Origin of the sequence: Kosakonia sp. S42, assembly GCF_016624785.1 — a bacterium.
GTDB classification, from domain to species: Bacteria; Pseudomonadota; Gammaproteobacteria; order Enterobacterales; family Enterobacteriaceae; genus Kosakonia; species Kosakonia cowanii.
The window spans coordinates 1-21,445 of the sequence record NZ_JACVTW010000028.1; the positions used below are offsets into that span (position 1 = coordinate 1).

Sequence of the window (21,445 nt, forward strand, 5' to 3'; positions counted from 1 at the left end):
GTAATAAGAAAACGAAGACCGGGCGGTTGTGGACGTACGTTCGTGACGACCATAACGCCGGGTCAGAGCCGGCGCCGGCGGTGTGGTTCGCTTACAGCCCGGACAGAAAGGGTATCCATCCGCAGAGCCATCCCGTTGGCTTCAGCGGTGTTCTGCAGGCGGATGCGTACGCCGGGTTCAACGAGCTGTACCGCAATGGACGGATAACGGAAGCTGCCTGCCGGGCTCACGCCCGTCGGAAGATCCACGATGTGCACGTTCGCACCCCGTCAGCCCTGACGGAGGAAGCGCTGAAACGGATCGGCGAGTTGTATGCCATAGAGGCGGAAATAAGGGGGATGCCGGCAAAGCAACGCCTTGCAGAACGTCAGCAAAAAGCTGAACCGCGCCTGAAATCCCTGGAAAGCTGGCTGCGTGAAAAGATGAAAACGCTGTCGCGACACTCAGAACTGGCGAAAGCGTTCACGTACGTACTGAACCAGTGGCCGGCGCTGGCTTACTATACTGACGATGGCTGGGCCGAAGCAGATAACAACATAGCTGAGAATGCGCTGCGAATGGTCAGCCTGGGCCGCAAAAATTCTTATGACCTTTGTCAAATATTTAACCAGACTAAGCCTGACGCAGTTCAGTAATGAACTCCGCTATGTCCTTGACGTCATTGCTGACTAGCCGATAAACCGGGCCAGCGAACTGCTCCCCTGGTGCGTAGCACTGCCGACTGAATAACACACCCCGTCAATACGGTTCTCGCTGCACGCTGACAACTAAATGGCCTGAGTCCGGTACAATACCGAACACAGGCTATATAGCTCGTTAAGAAAACTTTCCAACTTTAAGGGGCCAATTCATGGGGCGGAAACAGGGGAACAGAGGTTTTATCAGCGACGGGGAGGCCTCTCTTCGTCAAACGCCAACAAGACTCCCACGATGACTATCAGGCCATAGATAATCTGCAGCCCCACCTTTATAGCAACCGGCACATTATCCAGAGCAACCAAGGGAATGATGAAGAGGATACTGGTCAGCAAGAAACCACGACCGGTCTTACGCATCCTGACATGCAGCTGCTGCTCCGGAACACCCGCGCGACGTAGCAGGTTCGTCGTCAACCCTTCTGCTTTTTGTTTAATACGTCCCATCATGTCACCTTTCTAAAAGAATCTTTTCATATTGTCACGGATTGCTGACACCGGTGGTGCCGGCTCCATATCTCCGGTTCCTTTACTGGCGGCAGGCTGCTCAGGCTTCAGTTTTTCCCACTCATCAGGCAGGTCACACCGGCAACCTGCCCGGTGAACTCCCTCAGTGCAGGAATGCTGCCCGGCAGAACAGGCATACTGGTCAGCAGGCGCGGGAGGCGGCATCGAGCGTGTGCAGGGCGGAACCGGCAATGATCAGGTTTCGCAGCAACACACCACGCTGCCGGGATGTGGTTCCTTCCAGCAGGCCAGCAACGCGCCGGGATTCCTGAGAATCAGTCAGCTGAAGCGTGAAACGGCTGCGAGCAACATTACCGGCAGAGTCAGCCGGCGATCCCGTCACGGCAGGCGGTTTCTGCGGTTCCGGTGCTGCACCGGTATGATACTCCCCCGATAACGTAGCCAGCAGACTGACCAGCTAGCATGCCGTCAAATAATTCTGTCACCAGAGTGGGGGTCAGTTATCGGCGCGATACAGCACGGCAGCGCGGAGGAACCTCCCCGCAGCGGCTGTGAGATGGTTTTCAGTGCTCCGGCGGTCAGCATGCCAGTGCGATCGCCAGTGTGGAGATAAAAGGAGTATTTGCCTGCAGGCACGGTCAGCCCTCACTTTGATAACGGCTATCTCCTTTGCGAGCGCCATCAGCGGATCGCTGACCACTTTGGCACCCAGGGTGTCGATAGCTTCTTCAATTTTGTCAGTAACATAATCAATCCTGCCTCCATCATTAATGATGCGGTTCACACTGTCAGCAACCAGAGCGGGTTCCACTGTCCGCGGCGCGATCATCTGTTAAGCGTTCGGAGATCATCGTTATGTAACGTTTTTAAAGACGACCTCATCCACATTCATATGACGGACGGATAATGGCCTTTTTATCCGTGCAGGACCTCTCTTAACTGCCAGGATCATAATTCCGTTAACCGCACCAGCTGAGCTTAAGTTGTTTCCTGACAGCATCGACGGTACTGATTTTCAGCCATGAGAGAACGAACGATTCGAACAGCAGTGTATACCGACTGCCGGGGCCAGCCCACGGAACAGGCAACGTGACGCATAATGCGGGGAACATCGGCTTCGACAATCGTGGTGAACTAGCAGATATCAAGATGACGCCATTTACGATGGCGGTGATGGTGATGGTGATGATGAAAAGAATTTATCGCAGGTCGAATACGCGAATCGGGTGTTTTCAGCGATCCCAACAGTAACAGAACCGATCTTTTCATCGAGATAAAGGGTTTTTACCTGCCACGGAGCGGACAGGTTGAGAATACGTCCATGGTGATTATATCTGGCGATTAAATACACTAATATCATGCCTTCAGCCGCCAAAACAAGAGAATCCCCTCATACATACAGTAAGCGTTATAGACCTGATAATGTTGACTCCGATCGAAGGCGCGCAGGCACTGGCTCTGTTTCTGTTTCTGTTTCTGTTTCTGTTTCTGCTTCTGGAGATGGTGCCGTGTGGTTTTCCGTTTCCCGCCCAGGTGAATCGCCACTGATGATTCAAACACTTCTAAGCCGTTGATAATATTTATTTTCATATTCCTTCGGGGGCATCTGATCACTCGTTGCTTGTGTACTGGCCACCTTGATCAGAATGAGCCAGCAGCTATTTTCGAGGATTACGTCGCCACACGTCCATCAAAAGCACATTCAGGACGATATCTTTTGTCATCCGGTGTTACATTGACCAGCCGATAATTTTGAGCGAGAACAGGTCATCAACCACGGTCAGATACAGCTAGCCTCCATGAATTCGGATATAAGTTATGTTCGTTACCAAACGTTTATCCGGTGCATCTGGATTGAACTGCCGCTAGAGCCTGTTGGGTGTAACTATATTGGCCTTTCCTTTGCGTGCCCGTGGGTTTCGGTATCCGACCTGAACCTTTATCCCAGTACGCTTCATCAGCCGCTAGACCCGATTAATTCTGCACTGTTGCCCGCTATTGCAGGTCGAGTGGATCTTGCGATAGCTATAAACGCTGCTCGACTCCAGTCAGAACTGTTTGTTTGTCCTGTCAGCCTCAGATCCGCCTGATACCGTGGGAAATGCGGCTGCTGAAGTCATGTATAAAACCCACCCAGATGAACATCCAGCACCCGACAGAGCAGACGAACAGATAAGCAACAGAGTTGCACGGATAAAGGCGTACCTCAGTCGGACAGCTTTGCGAAGTACACCGCGGCTTTTTTTAATATATCCCGTTCGTCAGTAACTCGCTTCAGTTCCCTCTGGAGTCGGTGGATCTGGCTGTTCTTTGTGGATGGAAGAGTCAGGCCTGTACTTCTTTTATTTTATCCAAATCTAAAGACTGTGGGTTTTGATGTCGAGACGTGTTGCAACGCTGGAAACAGAATAGTCACGATCAACAACCTGTTTGACTGCTTCAATTTTAATCTTTTCAGTATAACGCTTACTGCTCATGGGCACCTCCTTTGTATTTCAAATCCAACAAAGAATGTCTAATAGACATCTGTGACAAATTGCACTCAGCCGCTACAGCAGTGATTTGTGACAAATCACCCTTACACTGAAGATAAGGACATTACGCAGTTCCAGTGACAAATCGCACTCATTTCTGAGCTTGATTTCAGGGCAAATTGTCACTCAACAGCAGAAAAGTCCATGACAAGTGTGACACATCGCCTTGATGTATTACTAGGGATACAAAAGGGCTACCTCATAGGAAGTCTTGTGTGACAAACAGCCCTTAATTTCAAAAAGAAAATGTGACAATCTGCCCTCATTTTATAACAGGCGAAAAAGAGAATATGTCTTTGAATGTAAATATAATATGTGTGGTCTGCCGACCTTTTTTCTTTTCAATGTACGAAAGACGCATGGGGGTGCGACAGTTGATTTCATCAACGGCAGCCTGCAGGAAACGGCGACGAAAATCGGGCATACGTTGATAACTCTGCGGCAGTTGGTAACGCTCCATCAGCCAGTCAACACGAAGGGAAACCACCCCAGACCCATCAGACTTGCGGTACTGACAAAGCGACTCATATAACCGCATCGCATAGGGGTTTGTAATTTCTTTCGTTTCGCTAAGACGAAACTGTGTAAAGCGGTTTTGAAGGCCGATAAAGAAAGGTATGAGGTAAGGATTGATATGCACACTATATACTCCTCTGGCGGGACTGTGGGCACGCTTGATGAACCAAGGATAGGTTTCATAACCTTTCTCACCCCCGGAATCTTCTTCAGGGCGATAAAAGACCACTTCTTTTCCGGTAAATCCTTTAAGCGCCTGGCGAATATCTTTGCTCGCTTCAGCTGAGGTGAGGCCGAACGTTGAAGCGTACTGAGCTACATGAATTTCGCAGATTCCATCGTGTTCCTGCAGAGTGCCATCACTTTTTCGGATCTGATCTACAAACAGATACAGCATACGTTTCTGATCGCGGGAAAGACTGTATGCGGCTTCTGTCAATTCGTTCGACTGAACAATACGTGGACTGTTTTTGCGTTTTGGTTGATTGATCAGGGCTGTTTCTGTCATGACCTTTCCATGTTAAATGTGACAAGTCAGGAGATTGTCACATTTATAAAAAGATAGTCAACCGGCATGAATAAGCCTGTGATCAGGCTCTCTGGATGTGGGCAATTTGTCACAGATTTGAGGGCACATTGTCACGATTAAGACCATCATTTGAGGGCAGGCTGTCACATTTCGAGGGCAGTTTGTCACATACACTTACCTGGAGGTCGCTCCGGTACTGGACTGGCGACCTGTCTAAAAAGAAAGATCTAAAAATGTATAAAAATATCTTATAAAAACAGCTAGTGGATATGTGGATAAAAAAACTGGTGATAAATATTGAATCGTGATCCTACTGGTGGGAGTTTTACTCTCAGCCTGCCAGATATCAATTGTCACACGACCTCTAATGATTGACGATACCTTCATGCATCCGGATGACGTCAGTGTCAAAAACACCACGCTGACCAGAGCTACGAAAGAAGTTATACCGCGTCATCGCGCGGAAGCTGCCCAATATGTGACGCAGAAGACGGAGATACAGCATTCTGCACCGCTGCCCTAGTTAGGCCTAGTTAGACATCGGCAAAATGGAGTACCCGTTCCAATCAGCGGAGAGTACTGAGAATGCACTGATGGATGACATCCTTTTTGCTGTTCATGCGGATGAAATTAGCGCGCCGGGAGGGAAGTTATAGCTCCAAGTTGGCCAGCAGGTCATCCACGGTGTCCTGACGGGCGGGTTTATCCGCGTCAGGACAGAGACAGATATTGCGGTGAGTCTGGTACGGCCTTTCTCAGGGGCATTGTCGCGCAGCACCTAGACCAGATGCTACTGCACCTCGTTCAAAACGATCATCATATGCTGCACAACCTGCCCCATCAGATCCTGAAACTCCTGCGCCATCATAATGGCATGCAGGTGCTGTCGCGTTGCACCGGCAACAGGTGCAACCGAGGCCAGCCAGTCTCTGGTATCCAGTCCAGTGTGCGGGCCTGCGTGTTCTCACCGGGCTGTCAAACCAGGCTTCCCAACATAACGACAGACTGGCTGCGCTCTCTGCCAGCAGTTCCTGCCCGGGTTACGCCGCTCGACGCTGTTCAGTACACAGCCAACCGCGTCGCGGGTCAGGGTCACCACGTAGCCGAGTCTGTCGTGCGCGTCGGGGATACTCCCTGCTACCTCTGCAATAGTCTTATCCAGACCCAGTTGGTACAGGTTGTCGCGTAGCTTGTGCAGGAGTTCGATCCTAAAATCGCCCATGCTTAGAGTAGACGTCAGTTATGTTCATGGGCTCCCAGAAGCCAATGTATAGCCCCAACTGGTAAAAAATATCGTAGGGGCACAGTTGAACTATGGAGGCAAGCCGGATGCTGCCAAGTGCCATGGGAAACAGGCACTTTCAACACACTTTGCTGATTGGGTTTACCCAGCGGCCGGTGATGGTGTTGCTGGTTGCCGCCATCACCGGCCTGGCCATGATGCCCACCGTGAGCAGGCAAAGGGAAAAACGCTTCATACGTCCGGTACCTCCGCTTCGGAGCGGAGCCACACACACCGGGCCGTCGTCCGTATCGTACCGTTCGACAGGTCGGAAGGCTTCCACAGGCTGCAGTTGCCGATCTTCCGTCAGTCCGGCGTCATCTGGTCCGGGACGTCGTTTTCTATCTAGGTGATCGCCGCCTGCAGGTGACGTTCACTGGGCCATGCCTCAGGCCCACCCGGCTGTGGATACTCGTTGCTGTCGCCGACAGAAGCGTCCAGCCGCCCTAGCAATCGCACACAACTTACTGAGCCGGTATTTCAGTAGGGTGCGTCATAAGAGGAAATTACGTGGTTGCTGCAGCGGGTCTGCTGGGGCCTGATGTTAATCAGGCCTGTCTTCGGAATGCGGGCGTACCATAAACGAACAACCTGCGCAACGCGGGGAAGAGGACCTCGGGCAAACGGGCTGCTTTGTTTAAGGTTACCGGATGGCGCGGCAGAATCTGTCCGCAATGTCGTCAAGTGCACGATCGTAGCTTGCCTTTTCGGCAGCGCTCAGAAATCCCTGTATTTTCACGTAATCGTTCGCATCGGCTCTGACGCTGTCAACCTCACGCCACAGCCTCCCGGCCTGTGTCTCAGAAAGAATGCGGGCGTTGTCGATATCGGCCTGCAGTACATTTGCACGCACGGATATGTGTGCCTGCAATGGATCATGAATACTGCCTCCGGTTTCGCCTGCCGCATTATGCCGAGTACTAATGTCGCATGACGCCCAGTCAGGCGCAAAAGCAGGAGAGGGCGCGGCAGCGGCATATCCTGCGGCAAACAGTAACAGTCCGTTGATGCATTTTTTCATTGAATATTACCTTTATAGGGATTTGAGGGTCAATAATATAAAAAAACCATGCCAAGAGGTTAATCCATTGTTTGCATTAAAATTGTTTGGTATTGCGTTTCAGACACTCCGGTCATCATGGAGATCAGGGCAGATAGAACACAGTACCAAGTGATTGATTGTATAAAGTTCTTTCGATTGCTATCTACCGCATTCGGCTCCCGACAGATCAGTGTCCCTACACATATTCAGCGAGAATGCAACATTGACTTAGTATCGTGATAGATATTCCAGCATTTTCAAAATCAGATCCAGGTTTTCCCATGTCATTAAATGTCGGCCACCTTTGCGGTTGAACCATCTGTAGATGAGCCTCCTGTTCTGGAGTTTGAGGTCAAACCGGCCCAGTCTTTTCAGCAGTGCACTATAAAAGCGTTTTGCCCCATACTGGTACTCGAAAGTAAATACGATATCATCTGCATATCTGACGATGCCTGCCTTACCCCTGATATGAGAACGACTGATTTAAAAAACCATCCATATATCATATGGTTAATGTATATGAAGGTAGATATTGGCAAGTATCGTGGACAATAGGGAGCTCTGAGGGCACAGCCGATATTATTACTGTGCGATTACCTTCTTCAAGAACCGGTGCAGTTACCAGCACTTCGCCAGCCTGAGAAAACGGCGATCTGATACTTTCTTGCGAAGTAACCCCATCAGTGTACCGTGCGGTATTCGGTTGAAGTGAACCGCCACGAAATCCTGGAGACTAAACTCCTTGAGAGAGAGGTAACAGGATGACTAAAAACACGCGTTTTTCCCCTGAGGTTCGTCAGCGGGCCACCCAGATGGTTCTGAAGGTCAGAACGACTATGACTCACAATAATGGGTGCCAGCTCCACACCCCTAAAATCGGCTATACGCCTGAGACCCTGCGTATCTGGCTTCGTCAGTATGAACGCGTGCAGGAGGCGGTGAGTGACCTCACCGCCAGTGCCTGAAAGAATTGAAACGGGAAGTTCGTGAGCTGCGCCGCAGCAAAGATATCCTGCACCAAGCTTCCGCTTATTTTGCGAAGGAAGAGCCTGTGGGAAAATAGTGCCCTTGGTGGATACCCTGCGCAATGGACACGGGGTCGGACCGGTATACCACCAGCTGAATATTACCCCGTCAACATACTAAAGGCATCTGCAGCGTGGCAGTATCCGGGCAGATGCAGAGCGAGATGGCCTGCTGAAACCGGAGATACAGCGCGTGTACGGTGTGCGCAAGATCTGACGGCAGTTGCTGCGGGTGGGTATCAGAGTGGCCAGAGATGCACGGTGGCGTGTCTAATGACTGTCATGGGGCTTGACGGTGTGCAGTGGGGTAAAAAGGTCTGCACCACTGTCAGCCGGAAAGATGTTGCCGCAGGTGACCGGATAAACCGTCAGTTCGTGGTAGAACGGCCCGACCAGTTGTGGGTGGACGACTTCGCGTATGTAGCGGTCATCATCGATGTGCTCGCCGGTCACATCGTGGGCTGGCGGGGCTCATCGTCGATGGAAACGAAACGACGTTAGTGCTGGATGCACTTGAACAGGGGTTGTGGGCCAGACGCCCCAGCGGCACAATTCATCACTCAGATAAGGCTCTCAGTATGTATCGCTCGTACACGCAGCGGCTTAAAGACGCAGAGCTGCTGGCTTCACAGGTGGCTCATACAATAACGCAATGGCGGAGAGCATCAACGGGTTTTACAAATCGGAGGTAATACACAGAAACCACACCGAAGTGGAGCTGGCGACACTGGCGTGGATGGACTGGCGGTTGCTGGAACGACTGGGTCATATTCTACCGGCTGAGGCAGAACAGGCATATTACGTTTCCATCGTAAACGGTGATCTGGCAATCTGAGTTCACAGACAAAACACTCTCCCGGAAAATCGGGGCGGTTCAGAAGTATTTTTGGATATCTATCTCCACAACTGCACCATTCCAGTTGCGGAATATCTGTTGTTGCAAAGCCTGTAATGCCATGTGACAGTTTAAACACAGCCTGAGTACATCCCAAAGATCAACTGGTTCAACAACATCGAGCACGTTAAGTATTCTGCACGAATGCATGTCGTGCGGACGATCTTCTTGAGTTTCCAAGAACAAGAACAGATCCGCCTTCATCATACCGAATTAGCCTGTAAAAATCCTGCTGTTGCATCTGTATATCGATGCAATACCGCTCAGGCGACGGTAAGCTACAAACGCTGATCAGATGTCGAGTGATACTCTGCCCTCAAGAAGATCTTCCCGCTTTTCTAGCAGCCAGTTCCCCAAAACATGAGTTCCGGCATTGCTCCAGCACCATGGAGCCTAAAGCGTATGCATTAAAGGGCAGGTCATTACTTCGTGCTCCCAATCTGGCATTGAGCCGATGAAACTAAAAATACATTGCATGGGATCACCGAAAACCACTATAAGCAATATTTTGCCAATGTATTAACAAGCTCATGCTGAATCGTGATGCAATCCTGATACTCGTCAATCAACAGGCGAGTAAGATACCTGGATGATGTCACTGATGTTGCCTGAGCTTAGTAGTGCCAGTACGTTCCTGACGTAAGATCGTAGTAGCGCGAGCCATTTCCGGTGCTTTTTAACTTATTTTTCCGACGTTTTCCACTGCTGGTTGATTTTTCCTTATTGAATCTCCTTGGAGTACCAGTCTGGACGCGTTATGCACCAGCCTGTCCAAAATCGCATCTACCGTTGTCGGATTCTCCATCAGACCGTTCCACTGTCTACCAGGAACTGGCTTACAACGATGGTACTGCTTTGCCCGTAGCGGTCTTCTATGATCTCCAGCAGGTCGTTCATTATGCGTTGCTCAGCGGCTCCAGATCGTCCAGGATGAGCACCTGCGTTTTCTGCGACTGTTCACCAGTTCCCGTCAACGCGCCCCTGCACCAGTTGCTCCAGTAACCGACTTGTCCGCCAGCACTGGACACTGTGTTTCTGCCGGCACGCCTGCTCACTCAGCGCGTTGGCGCTCCAGCTCTTCTGCATCCGTCGGGCCGGTGATCAGCAGGATTTTCTTGTGGATAATATAGTGACCGCTCAGCAGTTCCCGCATCTGTTCGGCGCGCAACCCTCGGGTGATCGGGTAAGGCAGCCCCTTCGGGATTGCCTCGTACTTCAGGTTGGCGCTTTTCCCGTAGCCGTTCATAAAGATTCGAACGCGATACACAGAGTACTTCGGCCATCCGAATGAGGGGGGGGATCGTCCGGTGGCAGCAATGGCATGCGCGATATCAACTTTTTTGCCTGCGCTTTCTCAAGCGCGTCCCGAAATATTTCGGCTTCCGTTGTTTTGCATCTCAGCATTTGTTCAGGCTGTTTGACTTTTTTCTCCAGCGCTTTGATCCCGAAGGTTCTAATCACCTCGTTGTCTGCGGCGATCGCAAACTTCCCACCATCGTTCATGAGCCGTTTCCACTTAAAAGGAAGACTGGATGTGATGACATATTGCCGGGCAACGAATGGTGTGTAGCCGGGCTGTACGGCGAGCGCAACAAAACGTGCTTTACTTCGGGAGCATACTAACGGCGCTTTTGCCCGCCAGTGATCACTCTTTGCACTGACACTCCTTAAACATAGCCCTATGACTATGTCTCCTGATGAGGTGTCCGGTTTAAATAGGGGTTATTACAGGGTTGTCAATACCGGAAAAAGCATCTCCCGTATCATCTACTCTCTGTATTTACCCCTTGCCTTGCAAACCAAGCGTTATTTAGTCTGGACTGGTTGATACCGTCCAGCGCCTTCATCAGCTGTGCGCTGTTTGCCCGCGGTTGTACACAGTCGAAAAGGTTCAGCTGGCTAACGCCGTTGGAGATAGTCATCAAGTAGGATGCCGGCTTTCATGTGCCATCGGCATTCCAGTTAGATGCGATCAAGTGATCGCATAGTCAATTCAATGAGGTCGCGGGTATCCTGCGTCGACAAACTTAGTTTATAGGCAGCGGAGTTGCTATAAAACGCCCCGTAAAATGCGTACGGAGAGGTTCGGATGAATACGCTGATGCACCCAGAACTGCCGTTCGCCTTGGGTTTTTTTGGCTGAGCGCGGCGCTTACTGGCACAGCGCCTGATGCATGGTCACCTTTAAAGTGATGCGTTCTCCAAACGATCGGGAACAGCAAATTGGTGTTTTGAGGTAGCACCTCTATTGAAATGCAGAACTCGCCGTTCAGTTCGCATGCGAAATCACTTAAAGAAAAGGATCCCTCTTCTGATTATATGCCAAAAGATGTACCGGTGGGCTGCGTTAGCAACGCTGACTTCTAGGAGAATCACTAGCCATCATCCTGCAAACTTATACCTGTAATTGAGGTAAACGGTAGGGAGAAACTTTACTGCTTGGTAAAATACCAGCTGAATTTCGGGAAAGAATTATTCATAACTGGCCCTTTGAAGAGAAGACCAGTGGTGCAGAGACAGCCAGAGTTTGCAATGTTCATGGACGTAACATGCAGCTCATCAACCGGGAGGCGATTATTGAAAACTGGTTCTTCTTTGGGCCGCGCTGGTGGCATTAGCCCAGCCAAAAACGAAGCCCAATGCAGAACACTTTATGCTGTTAATATTTGATCAAGGGTGTTAAGCCTGTTATCCGTCTCCTTCCGGTGGGAGTTGCTCTCCGGAACGCCCAAATGCGTTGAAGGTAATAGATATGTTCTTTCTGGTAAGCCCGTCATCTGATATGTCTTCTACGACGCTCAAATCACGGATCAATGGGCTATGCTCTTCGATATGTTGAGCAATATCCCGAAGCCATTCGGCAAACATTTTCCTGTCCACGCTATGTTCTCCATGGTTAAAAATTAGTCAGCATCAATGTACCACACAAGTTACAGACATATATTGCTTCTGGATAAAAAACAACAACAACGCAATTATCTCGTCGACATTTTTATGTGTATGCTGCCTGGTTCATAGGAGGTAATCCCGCTGTCAGTGAAAGCATACAAAATAAATCTACTGTCGCGCCCGGAATCCCCCGGGCTTGCTCAACCCGTCACACCCGGACTGAAAGAACTGTCCGGCTGCACCGGGTTACCGTGCGATTAATCAGATCGGGGCTTCACACGCTATCCTGCCGTGCTTGTGTGAAGGAGAGACTGGAACCACCAGGCTTATCCAATCCGGGTCAGAGGGATCTCTTTCCAGCGTGTGTGTAGGCAGGACTGAACATTGTACACCACAGAGTCATATAAGATGACTTAAAGAGAGGTGCCCATGAGCGGTAAGCGTTATCCTGAAGAGTTTAAAATTGAAGCTGTCAAACAGGTTGTTGATCGTGGTCATTCTGTTTCCAGTGTTGCAACACGTCTCGATATCACCACTCACAGTCTTTACGCCTGGATAAAGAAGTACGGTCCGGATTCTTCCACTCATAATGAACAGTCAGATGCTCAGGCCGGGATCCGCCGTCTTCAGAAAGAGCTGAAGCGGGTTACGGACGAACGGGACATATTAAAAAAAGCCGCGGCGTACTTCGCAAAGCTGTCCGGCTGAGGTACGCCTTTATCCGCGACAACAGCCGTTGCTGGCCTGTTCGTTTGCTCTGTCGGGTTCTGGATGTCCATCCGGGTGGATTTTATTTCTGGCTTCAGCAGCCACATTCACAGCGTCACCAGACAGACCAGATGCTGACCAGGCAGATCAAACAGTTCTGGCCTGAGTCTGGCTGCGTCTATGATTATCGCAAGATCTGTCTCGATCTGCGTGATACCGGACAGCAGTGCGGAGTGAACCGGGTCTGGCGGCTGATGAAGCGTGCCGGAATACAGGCTCAGGTTGGGTACCGTAGCCCACGGGCACGTACAGGCTAAGCCAGCATCGTGACACCCGACAGGCTCCAGCGGCAGTTCAATCCGGACTCACCGGATGAGCGTTGGGTGACGGACATAACCTGCATCCGAACCCACGAAGGCTGGCTGTATCCGGCCGTGGTGGTTGACCTGTTCTCCCGAAAAGTTATCGGCTGGTCAATGCAACCCCGCATGACAAAAGAGATTGTCCTGAACGCATTACTGATGGCGGTGTGGAGGCGTAATCCTCAAAAGCAGGTACTGGTTCACTCTGGTCAGGGCAGTCAGTACACGAGCCATGAGTGGCAGTCGTTCCTGAAATCACACGGTCTGGAAGGCAGCATGAGTCGTCGCGGTAACTGCCACGACAACGCGGTTGCGGAAAGCTTTTTCCAGCTACTGAAACGTGAACGGATTAAGAAAAGGATCTACGGAACGAGAGACGAAGCCAGAAGCGATATTTTTGATTATATCGAAATGTTTTATAACAGTAAGCGTCGGCATGGTCCGAGCGAGCAGATGCCACCGGCTGAATATGAAAACCTATATTATCAACGGCTCAGAAGTGTCTAGGTTATCCGTGGCGATTCAACCTGTAGCACCAGTGCTACTAATTAACCGTGGTTTTCTTGCAGACATTGATGCCGCAAGGTGAGCTTCTTCGCGTTCCTGTGCAAGGTCCACGTCATCCAAATTATTTTCCTCAGTCTTAAAGAAGAGATTATTTTTCTGAAAGGCAAGGGGCTTACCTGCATACAGCTTCAGTTGTGTCAGCTGGTGTCGGCTTCTCTGAGGTAAGCCAGACATTCTTCAGACTAACTCGAGAGATTGACTTGCGATAGGTGGGATTTATCAGGGGTGGCTCACCCTCTAAACGTATGCAAGATCCAGTGGGTGAGCCAGTGGCCACAGGTTATTCATGCCCGGACGACCACCGGCGCATTCTACACAGCCGTTATTTTGAAAACCAGTCATCCGCTGATTCCCACGTATCCTGCAGCACGCCTTCCACGAAATCTTTATCCCCTTCCTTGTCCGCAGAACGCAGCACCGACAGACTGTCATTGCTGGCTGTTTTCACGATCACTTCCACATTTGCATACTTCGAACTAAGCCGTCTGGTCAGTTCCTCTGTCAGAGCATTGATGGAGCCTTTCGGCATCGCTTTGGCTTTCTCTCTGGTAATAGTTATCTCGACACGCATGCTGATTACCTCTAATATACTGTTTATGCATACAGTATATAAGGCTTAGCGCGTATATTTGTCAATACCTTAATCCGGAGCATGCCGTTCGTTCATGAGGTTGTTTAAACCTGTCATGCAGGGATTTAGGGAATAGCTCGGTATAAACCTGCCAAAGGACATTCAAAGATCTGTGGCCCGTAACTTGAGCAACCTCCTCAATCGAAAAACCGGCTTCGAAAAGCCTTCTGGCACCCTCTCGCCTTAAGTCGTGATATCTTAAATCCTTGATGCCGAGTTCATTTCTGACTCTCTGAAATCCGGTTGTGACTGAACGCGGATTGTAAGGGAAAATGGCCTCGCTGTGCGGGGTTTTTTTACACTATACCCCATGACTTACCTGGCAATGGAACCATCATATGATTGCCCGTCTTTTTACGCAGGTCCTTTCGGTCTTTCACCAAAACAGCTCGTTGCTTTTCATCCAGATCACCCCATTCGATACGACACACCTCGCCGATTCTCATACAGGTCAGGATAGAGAATTCCAGAATATCAATAAATAGTATCCTTGCCGCCTGGTGAGAGCTGCGCCTGCGTAATCCTTCCTCCAGCATAAAAAGTTCATTTTATGACGTCCTGTGCCACAGTTACAGGCCCCGCACCTGCGCTATTACGCTGGCGGCAGTGCTCAATGATAATTGCGACTTCAAGATCTTCTAGTTTTATAAAAGCGATATCGCAATCAGCCAGCATATCTAGCACATACCGTTTAGTCCTCCCCGTTTTGCCTCCAAGCTCGGCAGCAGGTCACGTACGGTTAACTGAGTGCTGTCACTGGAAGAAGGAGTGTCCTGAGCATCAAGTTCGGACGCACGGCGTGATCCCTATGACTTGGTCTGTGAAAATTTTGAAAATGTACGTGTTTTGCGATGAAAATGTTTGTCACCGGATTTTATATCAGCAGTACACGATAACGAATTTATCCGCCGGCTCGGGGACGTTTGACTATGTTATAGCAGGCCATTGTTTGATCGCTCAGCGTTCGGTACACCATCCCAAAGGTGTACCAGCAACGCAAAAATAACCTAAAATGGTAATAAATGCACCACAATCATGAAAAACAAAATCCGCTCAAAACAAGCATTGTTGTTAGAGGTATAGCGCCGAAGCTGCTAGGTACGTTCAGCATTGCCCCGATGCTTTATCGGGGAGATCGTAACGGGCCATAGCTCAATGTATCGGGGAAATAGGTAGTTACTATAGCTCAGGATATTAAGGAACACAGCCTAGTAACATTAAGGTTGGTTCACTACCTGGCGATGTGAAAGAAGCCGCTGACGAGGCGCGCGATAAATATATCGTTTCGCCACCTACGGATAAACAATTTGGCACTGGCGGCAAGAGTGATCCAGCCTGGGTTACTGGTCTGAGAAAGAGCTTTGCATGGTGCGGAAACAAAAAAGAAATTGTTAAATGAAGGGAGGGCTGTGAGTTATACCAACAGCAAGCGGTGGACGGAAGAAGCAGCGCTGGGTCAGATAATGACGATGAGAAAAAACGCTATACTTTCTGGCTGGATTATACTGATGCGCCGGACCTGTCGACCGTACCGGACACCAGCTGGTCAGAACACCCTGCGAAATAAAAAAATCCCGTCATTAGGGGGCTTCAGGTAGCGTCCGGGCGGGACAAATACTGGTACATACAACAGCCCTTATTATTCGCTCAGAAAACTTTGCATAACGTAACTTTATGCCCGTTCAGCATAGATAGCTATGAAAAAAAGACCCGCGCCTCCTGTATCGGGTAGTGGATACGCGGGTTAACTCACGAATACGCATTTTTTTATTATGGTTAAAATATAGACCCTTGTCGCGCAGTATCAAACTGTGAAGCACGAAATGCAAAAAAAAGCCCGCGGTGGCGCGGGCGAAAATAATAAAACCACAGTGCATAAAACTACCTCTGGAACGGCCATTTTACACCTCTGTATTTTTTTTTAAAGCGTTCCGTTCCTGAGTCTCGGCGTGGTACAGTCATGATGTTTACAGTCATCAGTGAAGAGAGCATGTATGAAGGAAGGTGACGAAACCATCTATGATGAGGCACTTCTTTTGCTGGGAAGTGCCGTAGTGGCCCTCAAAACATCCGGTCAACCTGTCAACGAAAAAACGCTTACTTTTATTCTGATGACCAGGATGGGCGCAGCGCCTGCGTCAAAGCGACGCGCGTACCGCATGGCAGAGAAGATATTGATGTTCAGTTCATAAAAACCCGGAGCGCTGGATGGGCCGGGTTGAGTTAAGACTGCGAGCCTTTTTATCCGTAATTCACTCTTGGAGGAAAGAAACACTTGATTAGATTCATGGAAAAGCAACGATAATTGCTTCGTTATTAACAACAAAATATTTATCGCTATTAGAGCCACTAGAAAATTTAAGAACTGAACTAACCCCTCCCCGGTAGACGATCCTGCTCTATAATTTGAGCACAGACGGAGGCCTGATTCAGGATATCGTTGCTGCGCCGTAGCTCACGGTTTTCGCGTTCCAGCTCTTTCAGCCGCTGACATTCGGTGGTGGCAAGCTCACCATCTCCGCCTCGGGCATAGCGCTCTTGTCGGCTATCCAATCTCTGTACGTTTATTGGCGCAGCGTCAGTGAGCAGATTGTTATCGTCCCCCGGGCATTTTGTGACGCCGTCTGCCGGGCAGGATCCGGCAGGATTTCGACCGGCAGTGCAGCGGGCTGTATGCCGGTGGCCGGCAAGTGGCGGGATACCCACCCCTCTCTTTGGCAGAGGCGGACCCATTTAAACAGGACATTGTCATTGACCCCGTGCGCCCGGGCAATATCGGCGGCATTAGCGTCCGGGCGGGTGGCCAGCTCGATCAGTCGGAGTTTGAAATCATTGGAATAAACGCTGCGGGGTTCGGTCCGCCAGGTCTGGGTTTCAGACTCCATAACCTAGATGTCCGTTTGTTTCAGATGGGCGTCTAAGTTAGCGTTTCCTCCTTACCTTCCCAAAGACGTCTCAGGCGGTGCGCTTACCCCTGAGCGTCTCAGGGGAACAACCAATCTGGGCAATGGGACAGATCGCTGCCCACTGCGAACTGTACTCATGCTGGTTTTCAAAAATCAGGCAGATGGCACGCTGAGGTACCTCGGGGAAAAAATGATTATTTTTTGTCATCCTGTTGCCTCTCTCTCAGGGAGCTTAGTCTCTAGGATTCCCGGGCGGTTCAGCATTAACGGGGTAAATCTGAGCCATCAGCTGGACGGCAAACAGCGTCAGACATGATCTGCTCATACATGGCGGCCACGTAACACTGATATACTTCTCCTGCTAGCGGGTGTTAAAAAAATAGCTATTGGGTTACGATCAGCCTGTTCAGGCGTGACCCGCCCCTGAGTCACCCCCAGCGCAAAAGCGGCCTTTCCCGCAGAACCTGTTCATTAATCTGACCTGCAGCCTGAGAAATCCCGCTGATGGAAAGCGGCAGGACGCTATCATCAAAAATTCATCCTCATTTATCGTCATCCTTCCCCCCGGAACGCCGCAGAAGTGCCCGGGCGTTCCTGACCGCGCGGTGATCGCCCGGTGTGGATCTGGTATAAACCGGGCAGCAGCCCGGTTTCGTGAATTTCATGCGGTGCATGCTCCATCCTGGCCGGCAGGCATCTGTAAGCAGAGTCATCAGCGCTTTCTGATCGTGGGCCAGTTTCCGGATATTTTCCATTTCGTTGATTCCTGAATGCCATATAACAGTGAGTTACAGCTTGCTGTCAGGTAAAAACCTTATTGTGGCAAGAGTTTTTGTAACGAAGGACAGTTGTCCTCACTTCCGGAGGATTGTTTTAGCTGTCCCATTCGGCAGGAAACGTTCCACAGACAACCTGATCCACACAGTGATCAGATCATATAAGAAATTTTGTGTGATAGATCCCCCTGAGTGGCGGGACGCAGATGGTCTGTCCATACGGATAGAACGTTGTGAGCTTTCAGCGCGGGTGCTGAAAGCTGAATATATCAGCTAAATGCAGTATGATTTTGATATTAACCTGTGGGAAAGAATTAATGAATTATTGATCAAGCCTGACATTATCCAGAAAGGACTCATTTGATGGGTTATCTCCGGATTTAATCCGGGGATAACATCTAATTACTGGAATTATGAATATTTTTTTTGACACGAGAAACGTACGATAAATTGCCGGTCTCAATACTGAAAAAAATTCAGCCGAACGAATACTACCCAGTTTCATGCATCCGGAATATTATATATGTTCAGGAATAACACCCCCGAACACAGCAGCTGAAACAATTTTGTTTTTAATATAATAACGTTATATTTATTCGGTGAATTCCTGTGTTTACTGACCAAGAAGACTGTTTTCAACAAATAAGCCAAATAGTGGTGTTAGACTTTACCTTGATCAAGAGTAAGATATTTCCTTGCAAGAGGATAAGCTTCCATCAAAATTTTTTTTACAATAATTTATGCCAGATCATAAAATGATATTTTCCCCATTGACTGAAACTGTATTATTCAGGATATGAAAAAAAAGTATATCGGAAACTGAATCACCATAAGCAATGCACTGAATACGAATGAATTCTGGTAAGACAGACAAAGCGCCGGCCAGCGCTTTGTCTGTGGAGAGAACTACTGTGCCAGCGGTTTACGTACAAAGAAACCATAAAGACTGGCACCAAGGAACAGCAGGCAGCCGCCGAGAATAAAGATGTTGGTGAACTGGCCGGTAGCATCAAGGATAATCCCGGTGATTACTGGTGCCAGCGCTGCACCGAGGAAACCGCCAAAGTTCTGGATCGCACCGAGGGAAGCAACCTGCTCTTTTGGTGCCATATCTGTTGCCAGCGCCCAGATAACTCCGGATGGCATTTGCGAGCAGAAATAGCCCAGCGTCAATAGCGTAATCGCAGTACCGCTGTTACTGACAAACGGAATTGGCATCACAAAACAGGCCGCCATCGCCGCACCCAGCACAATAGGCACCTTGCGCGCCGTTACCGCATTAATCCCTTTGCGCACCAGACGGTCAGAGAGCATCCCGCCGCACAGCACACCAAGAATACCGGCGAAGAACGGAATCGATGCGATCAGGCCCGTCTGCTTCAGGCTAAAGCCCAGCGATGTTTCCAGATAACCCGGCAGCCATGTCAGATAAACCCAGATAGTAAACATGATGCAGAAGTTGCCGAAAATCATCAGCCAGGTAGTTTTATTGCGGAACAGGTCGCCCCAGTTTACCTGCGGTTTATCCACTGTGGTAATGGCTACTTTACCGGTATGGATCAGCATCGCTTCCCGCGCATCCGGATCGCGATAAAACCTCAACCACGCCAGTACTAACGGAATCCCCAACAGACCTACGGCGATAAACATCCCGCGCCAGCCTACCCACAGCAGCAGAACAGTCAGCAGCGGCGGAGCAATGGCATTAGCTATTTGCGAGCCGGTATTGATGACCGATGTCGGCAGGCCGCGCTCTTTATCCGAAAACCAGCTTTGGGTGATCTTGATACCCGAGGTAAAAAACGGGGACTCTGCAACCCCTAACAGTACCCGCAGACCGTAGAAAAAACTGTAGGTGTTCACAAATCCCATCAGGAAGCTCACGGCGGACCAAAGCGTCAACGCACCGGTGAACATCTTCTTCGGACCAAAGCGGTCTACCAGCCATCCGGCGGGCAGGTTAGCCAGTGCATAAGGCCAGAGGAACGCCGACAGCAGCAGGCCCATTTGAGTGCCGGAGAAACCAAACTCTTTCGAAATAGTGGTATTGGCGATACTCAGGTTGGCGCGGTCAAGGTAGTTCACCACCGCAGCCAGGAGCAGAATTAAAATAATTCCCCAGCGACGGCGGGAGAGCTTCGGTGGCGCAATTGCCGTGGCGGAAGCCGGATTCACTGTGCTCATACTGTCTCCTCCAGTAACGCACGATCGATTTTGACAACCACCTTGCGCAGATGATTAACCTCACCCCCCTGCGAATGGCAGCACGGACGATGAATATCTTGCGGAAAGAAAATCGCGAACATACTGGGCTTTAACGTCACCTGCATTTCTTCTTCTTCAACTTGCCAGAATATGATGTCATGCTGCGGCGTACGGTCATCAACAACGGTATGCAGACCACTTTCTACACGGCTGACGCCCATTCGCTCATGACCCGAGATCAAATACTGAATATCGATAAACTGACGGTGTGACTCCGGATACACCTCTTCATAAGGTACGCTGTCCATCTCCTGCAGCAGGCAGAACAGCTTATCAGGGATCAGGTCGATTTTGCCCGGAACGAAATCCTGAAAATCATTCTGCGCAAGAAAAACCAGCGCCTGACGGATCACCGGATGGTAAGCTGATTCCTGCGCAGGCCATGCCTTCATAATGGTTATGATCATAATGACATCCTCTGCTTAGCCAGCGATACGCTGACGCCATTGTTCGGTTCCGGCACGAATCTGGTCGAGGATCACCGTCAGCCCCCAGAACTTATTCAGCACATCATCCTTGTTAACCCGGCAGGTGATACCGTCAAAGGTTCCGAGGCACTGATGATAAATTTTGGCGTTTTTCGGATAGCCTAGCGTTTCGGTCACGGCTCCCAGTGAAAGGAAAATCGCCAGTTCATCGGCCAGCGCACGCTGGTTTTTCCCTTCCCGCCATAACCAGCTGTACAGTTCAGGATGGAAGTTGGTAAATACGCCGCTAAAGCCCTGCGAACCCGCCAGGATCGCCGGCCAGGCAATCGCCGCGTTGGCGTTAATGACGTTGAGCGGTGTCCCCTGAGCCAGACGTACGCGACGTTCAATGGTCGGCAGATCGCAGCTCACATCCTTCAGCACAATGAAACGGCCGCTGTTGGCGCACCAGGTAAATTCATCATCGCTTAGCAGGCGACGATATGGTGCCGGACACTCGTAAAGGCCAAGCGGCAGAGGGGTCGGCAGCGTATCCAGCAGCGTATTGAGCGTAGCGTAGAAGACTTCGCTGCCCTCGTTACGCGGATCGAGATGGTTGGTCACCAGTACCAGAGCATCAATACCGGTCTGCGCCATCGCCAGCAGCTCGGCTTTTTGTGCTACAATATCATCGCTGATATGACCTGAGGCGATAACCGGAATGCGTCCATTAACGTGCTGTACCACAAAGCGCGCCAGCCCAACACGTTCCTCTAAAGAAAGGAACTGCATTTCGCTTGACTGGCAGACGGCAAACAGCGCATCAACCCCCTTCTCCAGATACCAGTCGATTAATTTCGCCAGCGCCGGATAATCAATCTGATCGTCAGCTGTAAATGGCGTCAGCATTACCGGAACAATACCGTTGATCGTTTTCATATTATTTTT

14 protein-coding genes and 12 pseudogenes are annotated in these 21,445 nt (G+C 50.1%); 6 read left to right on the plus strand and 20 right to left on the minus strand.

From position 1 onward, the window contains the following. Positions 1-729, plus strand: a pseudogene (locus tag IAE50_RS20885) (hypothetical protein); the annotation flags it as partial. Between the two features lie 152 nt (positions 730-881). On the opposite strand, the gene IAE50_RS20890 reads toward IAE50_RS20885, so the two are convergent. From IAE50_RS20890 to IAE50_RS20905, 4 genes and pseudogenes are all read right to left on the minus strand, one after another. Next, complete coding sequence (locus tag IAE50_RS20890; protein ID WP_234467268.1) at positions 882-1,145, minus strand: hypothetical protein; 264 nt, start codon at positions 1,143-1,145, stop codon at positions 882-884. 199 nt (positions 1,146-1,344) lie between these two features. Beyond that, entirely contained in the window at positions 1,345-1,545 is a 201-nt protein-coding gene (locus IAE50_RS26660) for a plasmid partitioning/stability family protein (RefSeq protein ID WP_200581167.1), read from the minus strand. A gap of 306 nt (positions 1,546-1,851) precedes the next feature. Further along, positions 1,852-1,987: pseudogene (locus tag IAE50_RS26765) on the minus strand (StbA family protein); the annotation flags it as partial. Further along, positions 1,973-2,523: pseudogene (locus IAE50_RS20905) on the minus strand (helix-turn-helix domain-containing protein); the annotation flags it as partial. The pseudogenes IAE50_RS26765 and IAE50_RS20905, both read right to left, overlap by 15 nt. Before the next feature lie 62 nt (positions 2,524-2,585). On the opposite strand from IAE50_RS20905, the gene IAE50_RS26515 reads away from it, so the two are divergent. Next, positions 2,586-2,711: a hypothetical protein gene (locus IAE50_RS26515; RefSeq protein ID WP_255563708.1), complete on the plus strand. Its 126-nt coding sequence runs from the start codon at positions 2,586-2,588 to the stop codon at positions 2,709-2,711. 113 nt (positions 2,712-2,824) lie between these two features. On the opposite strand, the pseudogene IAE50_RS20910 reads toward IAE50_RS26515, so the two are convergent. From IAE50_RS20910 to IAE50_RS20940, 5 genes and pseudogenes are all read right to left on the minus strand, one after another. Next, positions 2,825-3,646, minus strand: a pseudogene (locus IAE50_RS20910) (IS3 family transposase); the annotation flags it as partial. Positions 3,647-3,959: 313 nt separating this feature from the next. Next, on the minus strand, positions 3,960-4,721 hold the full coding sequence (repE, locus tag IAE50_RS20915; protein WP_200581169.1) for a replication initiation protein RepE: 762 nt from the start codon (positions 4,719-4,721) through the stop codon (positions 3,960-3,962). Positions 4,722-5,532: 811 nt separating this feature from the next. Beyond that, positions 5,533-5,964 (minus strand): annotated as a pseudogene (locus IAE50_RS26770) (protein phosphatase CheZ). A gap of 703 nt (positions 5,965-6,667) precedes the next feature. Beyond that, positions 6,668-7,045, minus strand: a complete 378-nt coding sequence (locus IAE50_RS20935) for a hypothetical protein (protein WP_200581171.1) — start codon at positions 7,043-7,045, stop codon at positions 6,668-6,670. Positions 7,046-7,294: 249 nt separating this feature from the next. After that, positions 7,295-7,828, minus strand: a pseudogene (locus IAE50_RS20940) (group II intron reverse transcriptase/maturase); the annotation flags it as partial. Between IAE50_RS20940 and IAE50_RS20945 the strand changes: the two are divergent. Beyond that, positions 7,828-8,926: pseudogene (locus tag IAE50_RS20945) on the plus strand (IS3 family transposase). The pseudogenes IAE50_RS20940 and IAE50_RS20945 overlap by 1 nt on opposite strands. Before the next feature lie 39 nt (positions 8,927-8,965). On the opposite strand, the gene IAE50_RS20950 reads toward IAE50_RS20945, so the two are convergent. The 3 genes and pseudogenes from IAE50_RS20950 to IAE50_RS20960 all read right to left on the minus strand — a co-directional run bounded on the left by IAE50_RS20950 (position 8,966) and on the right by IAE50_RS20960 (position 10,489). Further along, a complete protein-coding gene (locus IAE50_RS20950) occupies positions 8,966-9,193 on the minus strand; it encodes a hypothetical protein (protein WP_200581196.1) in 228 nt (75 codons plus the stop codon). A 469-nt stretch (positions 9,194-9,662) separates the two neighbouring features. Then, positions 9,663-10,217: pseudogene (locus tag IAE50_RS20955) on the minus strand (ATP-binding protein); the annotation flags it as partial. Positions 10,218-10,228: 11 nt separating this feature from the next. Beyond that, the gene (locus IAE50_RS20960; RefSeq protein ID WP_200581172.1) at positions 10,229-10,489 is read right to left on the minus strand and encodes a hypothetical protein; all 261 of its coding nucleotides are present in this window, start codon (positions 10,487-10,489) and stop codon (positions 10,229-10,231) included. A gap of 1,815 nt (positions 10,490-12,304) precedes the next feature. Between IAE50_RS20960 and IAE50_RS20965 the strand changes: the two are divergent. After that, positions 12,305-13,452 (plus strand): annotated as a pseudogene (locus tag IAE50_RS20965) (IS3 family transposase). 382 nt (positions 13,453-13,834) lie between these two features. Here IAE50_RS20965 and IAE50_RS20970 read toward each other — a convergent pair. Further along, positions 13,835-14,083 (minus strand): DinI-like family protein, encoded by a 249-nt coding sequence (locus IAE50_RS20970; RefSeq protein WP_200581173.1) that lies wholly within the window; start codon positions 14,081-14,083, stop codon positions 13,835-13,837. A 61-nt stretch (positions 14,084-14,144) separates the two neighbouring features. Continuing rightward, positions 14,145-15,089: pseudogene (locus IAE50_RS20975) on the minus strand (tyrosine-type recombinase/integrase). 297 nt (positions 15,090-15,386) lie between these two features. On the opposite strand from IAE50_RS20975, the gene IAE50_RS20980 reads away from it, so the two are divergent. Beyond that, positions 15,387-15,542 (plus strand): hypothetical protein, encoded by a 156-nt coding sequence (locus tag IAE50_RS20980; protein WP_200581174.1) that lies wholly within the window; start codon positions 15,387-15,389, stop codon positions 15,540-15,542. Between the two features lie 595 nt (positions 15,543-16,137). Further along, entirely contained in the window at positions 16,138-16,335 is a 198-nt protein-coding gene (locus IAE50_RS20985) for a hypothetical protein (RefSeq protein ID WP_200581175.1), read from the plus strand. 193 nt (positions 16,336-16,528) lie between these two features. Here IAE50_RS20985 and IAE50_RS26600 read toward each other — a convergent pair. The 6 genes and pseudogenes from IAE50_RS26600 to IAE50_RS21010 all read right to left on the minus strand — a co-directional run. Further along, positions 16,529-16,681: pseudogene (locus IAE50_RS26600) on the minus strand (IS3 family transposase); the annotation flags it as partial. Between the two features lie 26 nt (positions 16,682-16,707). Continuing rightward, entirely contained in the window at positions 16,708-17,028 is a 321-nt protein-coding gene (locus tag IAE50_RS20995) for a transposase (protein WP_200581176.1), read from the minus strand. Between the two features lie 88 nt (positions 17,029-17,116). Beyond that, positions 17,117-17,257 (minus strand): annotated as a pseudogene (locus tag IAE50_RS26100) (IS3 family transposase); the annotation flags it as partial. A gap of 1,474 nt (positions 17,258-18,731) precedes the next feature. Further along, positions 18,732-20,009, minus strand: a complete 1,278-nt coding sequence (locus tag IAE50_RS21000) for an MFS transporter (RefSeq protein ID WP_200581177.1) — start codon at positions 20,007-20,009, stop codon at positions 18,732-18,734. Next, the gene (locus IAE50_RS21005; protein WP_200581178.1) at positions 20,006-20,497 is read right to left on the minus strand and encodes a YhcH/YjgK/YiaL family protein; all 492 of its coding nucleotides are present in this window, start codon (positions 20,495-20,497) and stop codon (positions 20,006-20,008) included. The genes IAE50_RS21000 and IAE50_RS21005 overlap by 4 nt, the downstream gene beginning before the upstream one ends. Before the next feature lie 15 nt (positions 20,498-20,512). Next, a complete protein-coding gene (locus IAE50_RS21010; protein ID WP_200581179.1) occupies positions 20,513-21,436 on the minus strand; it encodes a dihydrodipicolinate synthase family protein in 924 nt (307 codons plus the stop codon). Between the last annotated feature and the right edge of the window lie 9 nt (positions 21,437-21,445).

Bases quoted from the DNA above. Each gene is read 5' to 3' on its own strand.
- IAE50_RS20890 (WP_234467268.1), bottom strand. From the start codon at position 1,145: ATGATGGGACGTATTAAACAAAAAGCAGAAGGGTTGACGACGAACCTG.
- IAE50_RS26515 (WP_255563708.1), top strand. From the start codon at position 2,586: ATGTTGACTCCGATCGAAGGCGCGCAGGCACTGGCTCTGTTTCTGTTT.
- IAE50_RS20935 (WP_200581171.1), bottom strand. From the start codon at position 7,045: ATGAAAAAATGCATCAACGGACTGTTACTGTTTGCCGCAGGATATGCC.
- IAE50_RS20960 (WP_200581172.1), bottom strand. From the start codon at position 10,489: ATGAACGATGGTGGGAAGTTTGCGATCGCCGCAGACAACGAGGTGATT.
- IAE50_RS21005 (WP_200581178.1), bottom strand. From the start codon at position 20,497: ATGATCATAACCATTATGAAGGCATGGCCTGCGCAGGAATCAGCTTAC.
- repE (WP_200581169.1), bottom strand. From the start codon at position 4,721: ATGACAGAAACAGCCCTGATCAATCAACCAAAACGCAAAAACAGTCCA.
- IAE50_RS20985 (WP_200581175.1), top strand. From the start codon at position 16,138: ATGAAGGAAGGTGACGAAACCATCTATGATGAGGCACTTCTTTTGCTG.
- IAE50_RS20995 (WP_200581176.1), bottom strand. From the start codon at position 17,028: ATGGAGTCTGAAACCCAGACCTGGCGGACCGAACCCCGCAGCGTTTAT.
- IAE50_RS21000 (WP_200581177.1), bottom strand. From the start codon at position 20,009: ATGAGCACAGTGAATCCGGCTTCCGCCACGGCAATTGCGCCACCGAAG.
- IAE50_RS20950 (WP_200581196.1), bottom strand. From the start codon at position 9,193: ATGATGAAGGCGGATCTGTTCTTGTTCTTGGAAACTCAAGAAGATCGT.
- IAE50_RS21010 (WP_200581179.1), bottom strand. From the start codon at position 21,436: ATGAAAACGATCAACGGTATTGTTCCGGTAATGCTGACGCCATTTACA.
- IAE50_RS20970 (WP_200581173.1), bottom strand. From the start codon at position 14,083: ATGCGTGTCGAGATAACTATTACCAGAGAGAAAGCCAAAGCGATGCCG.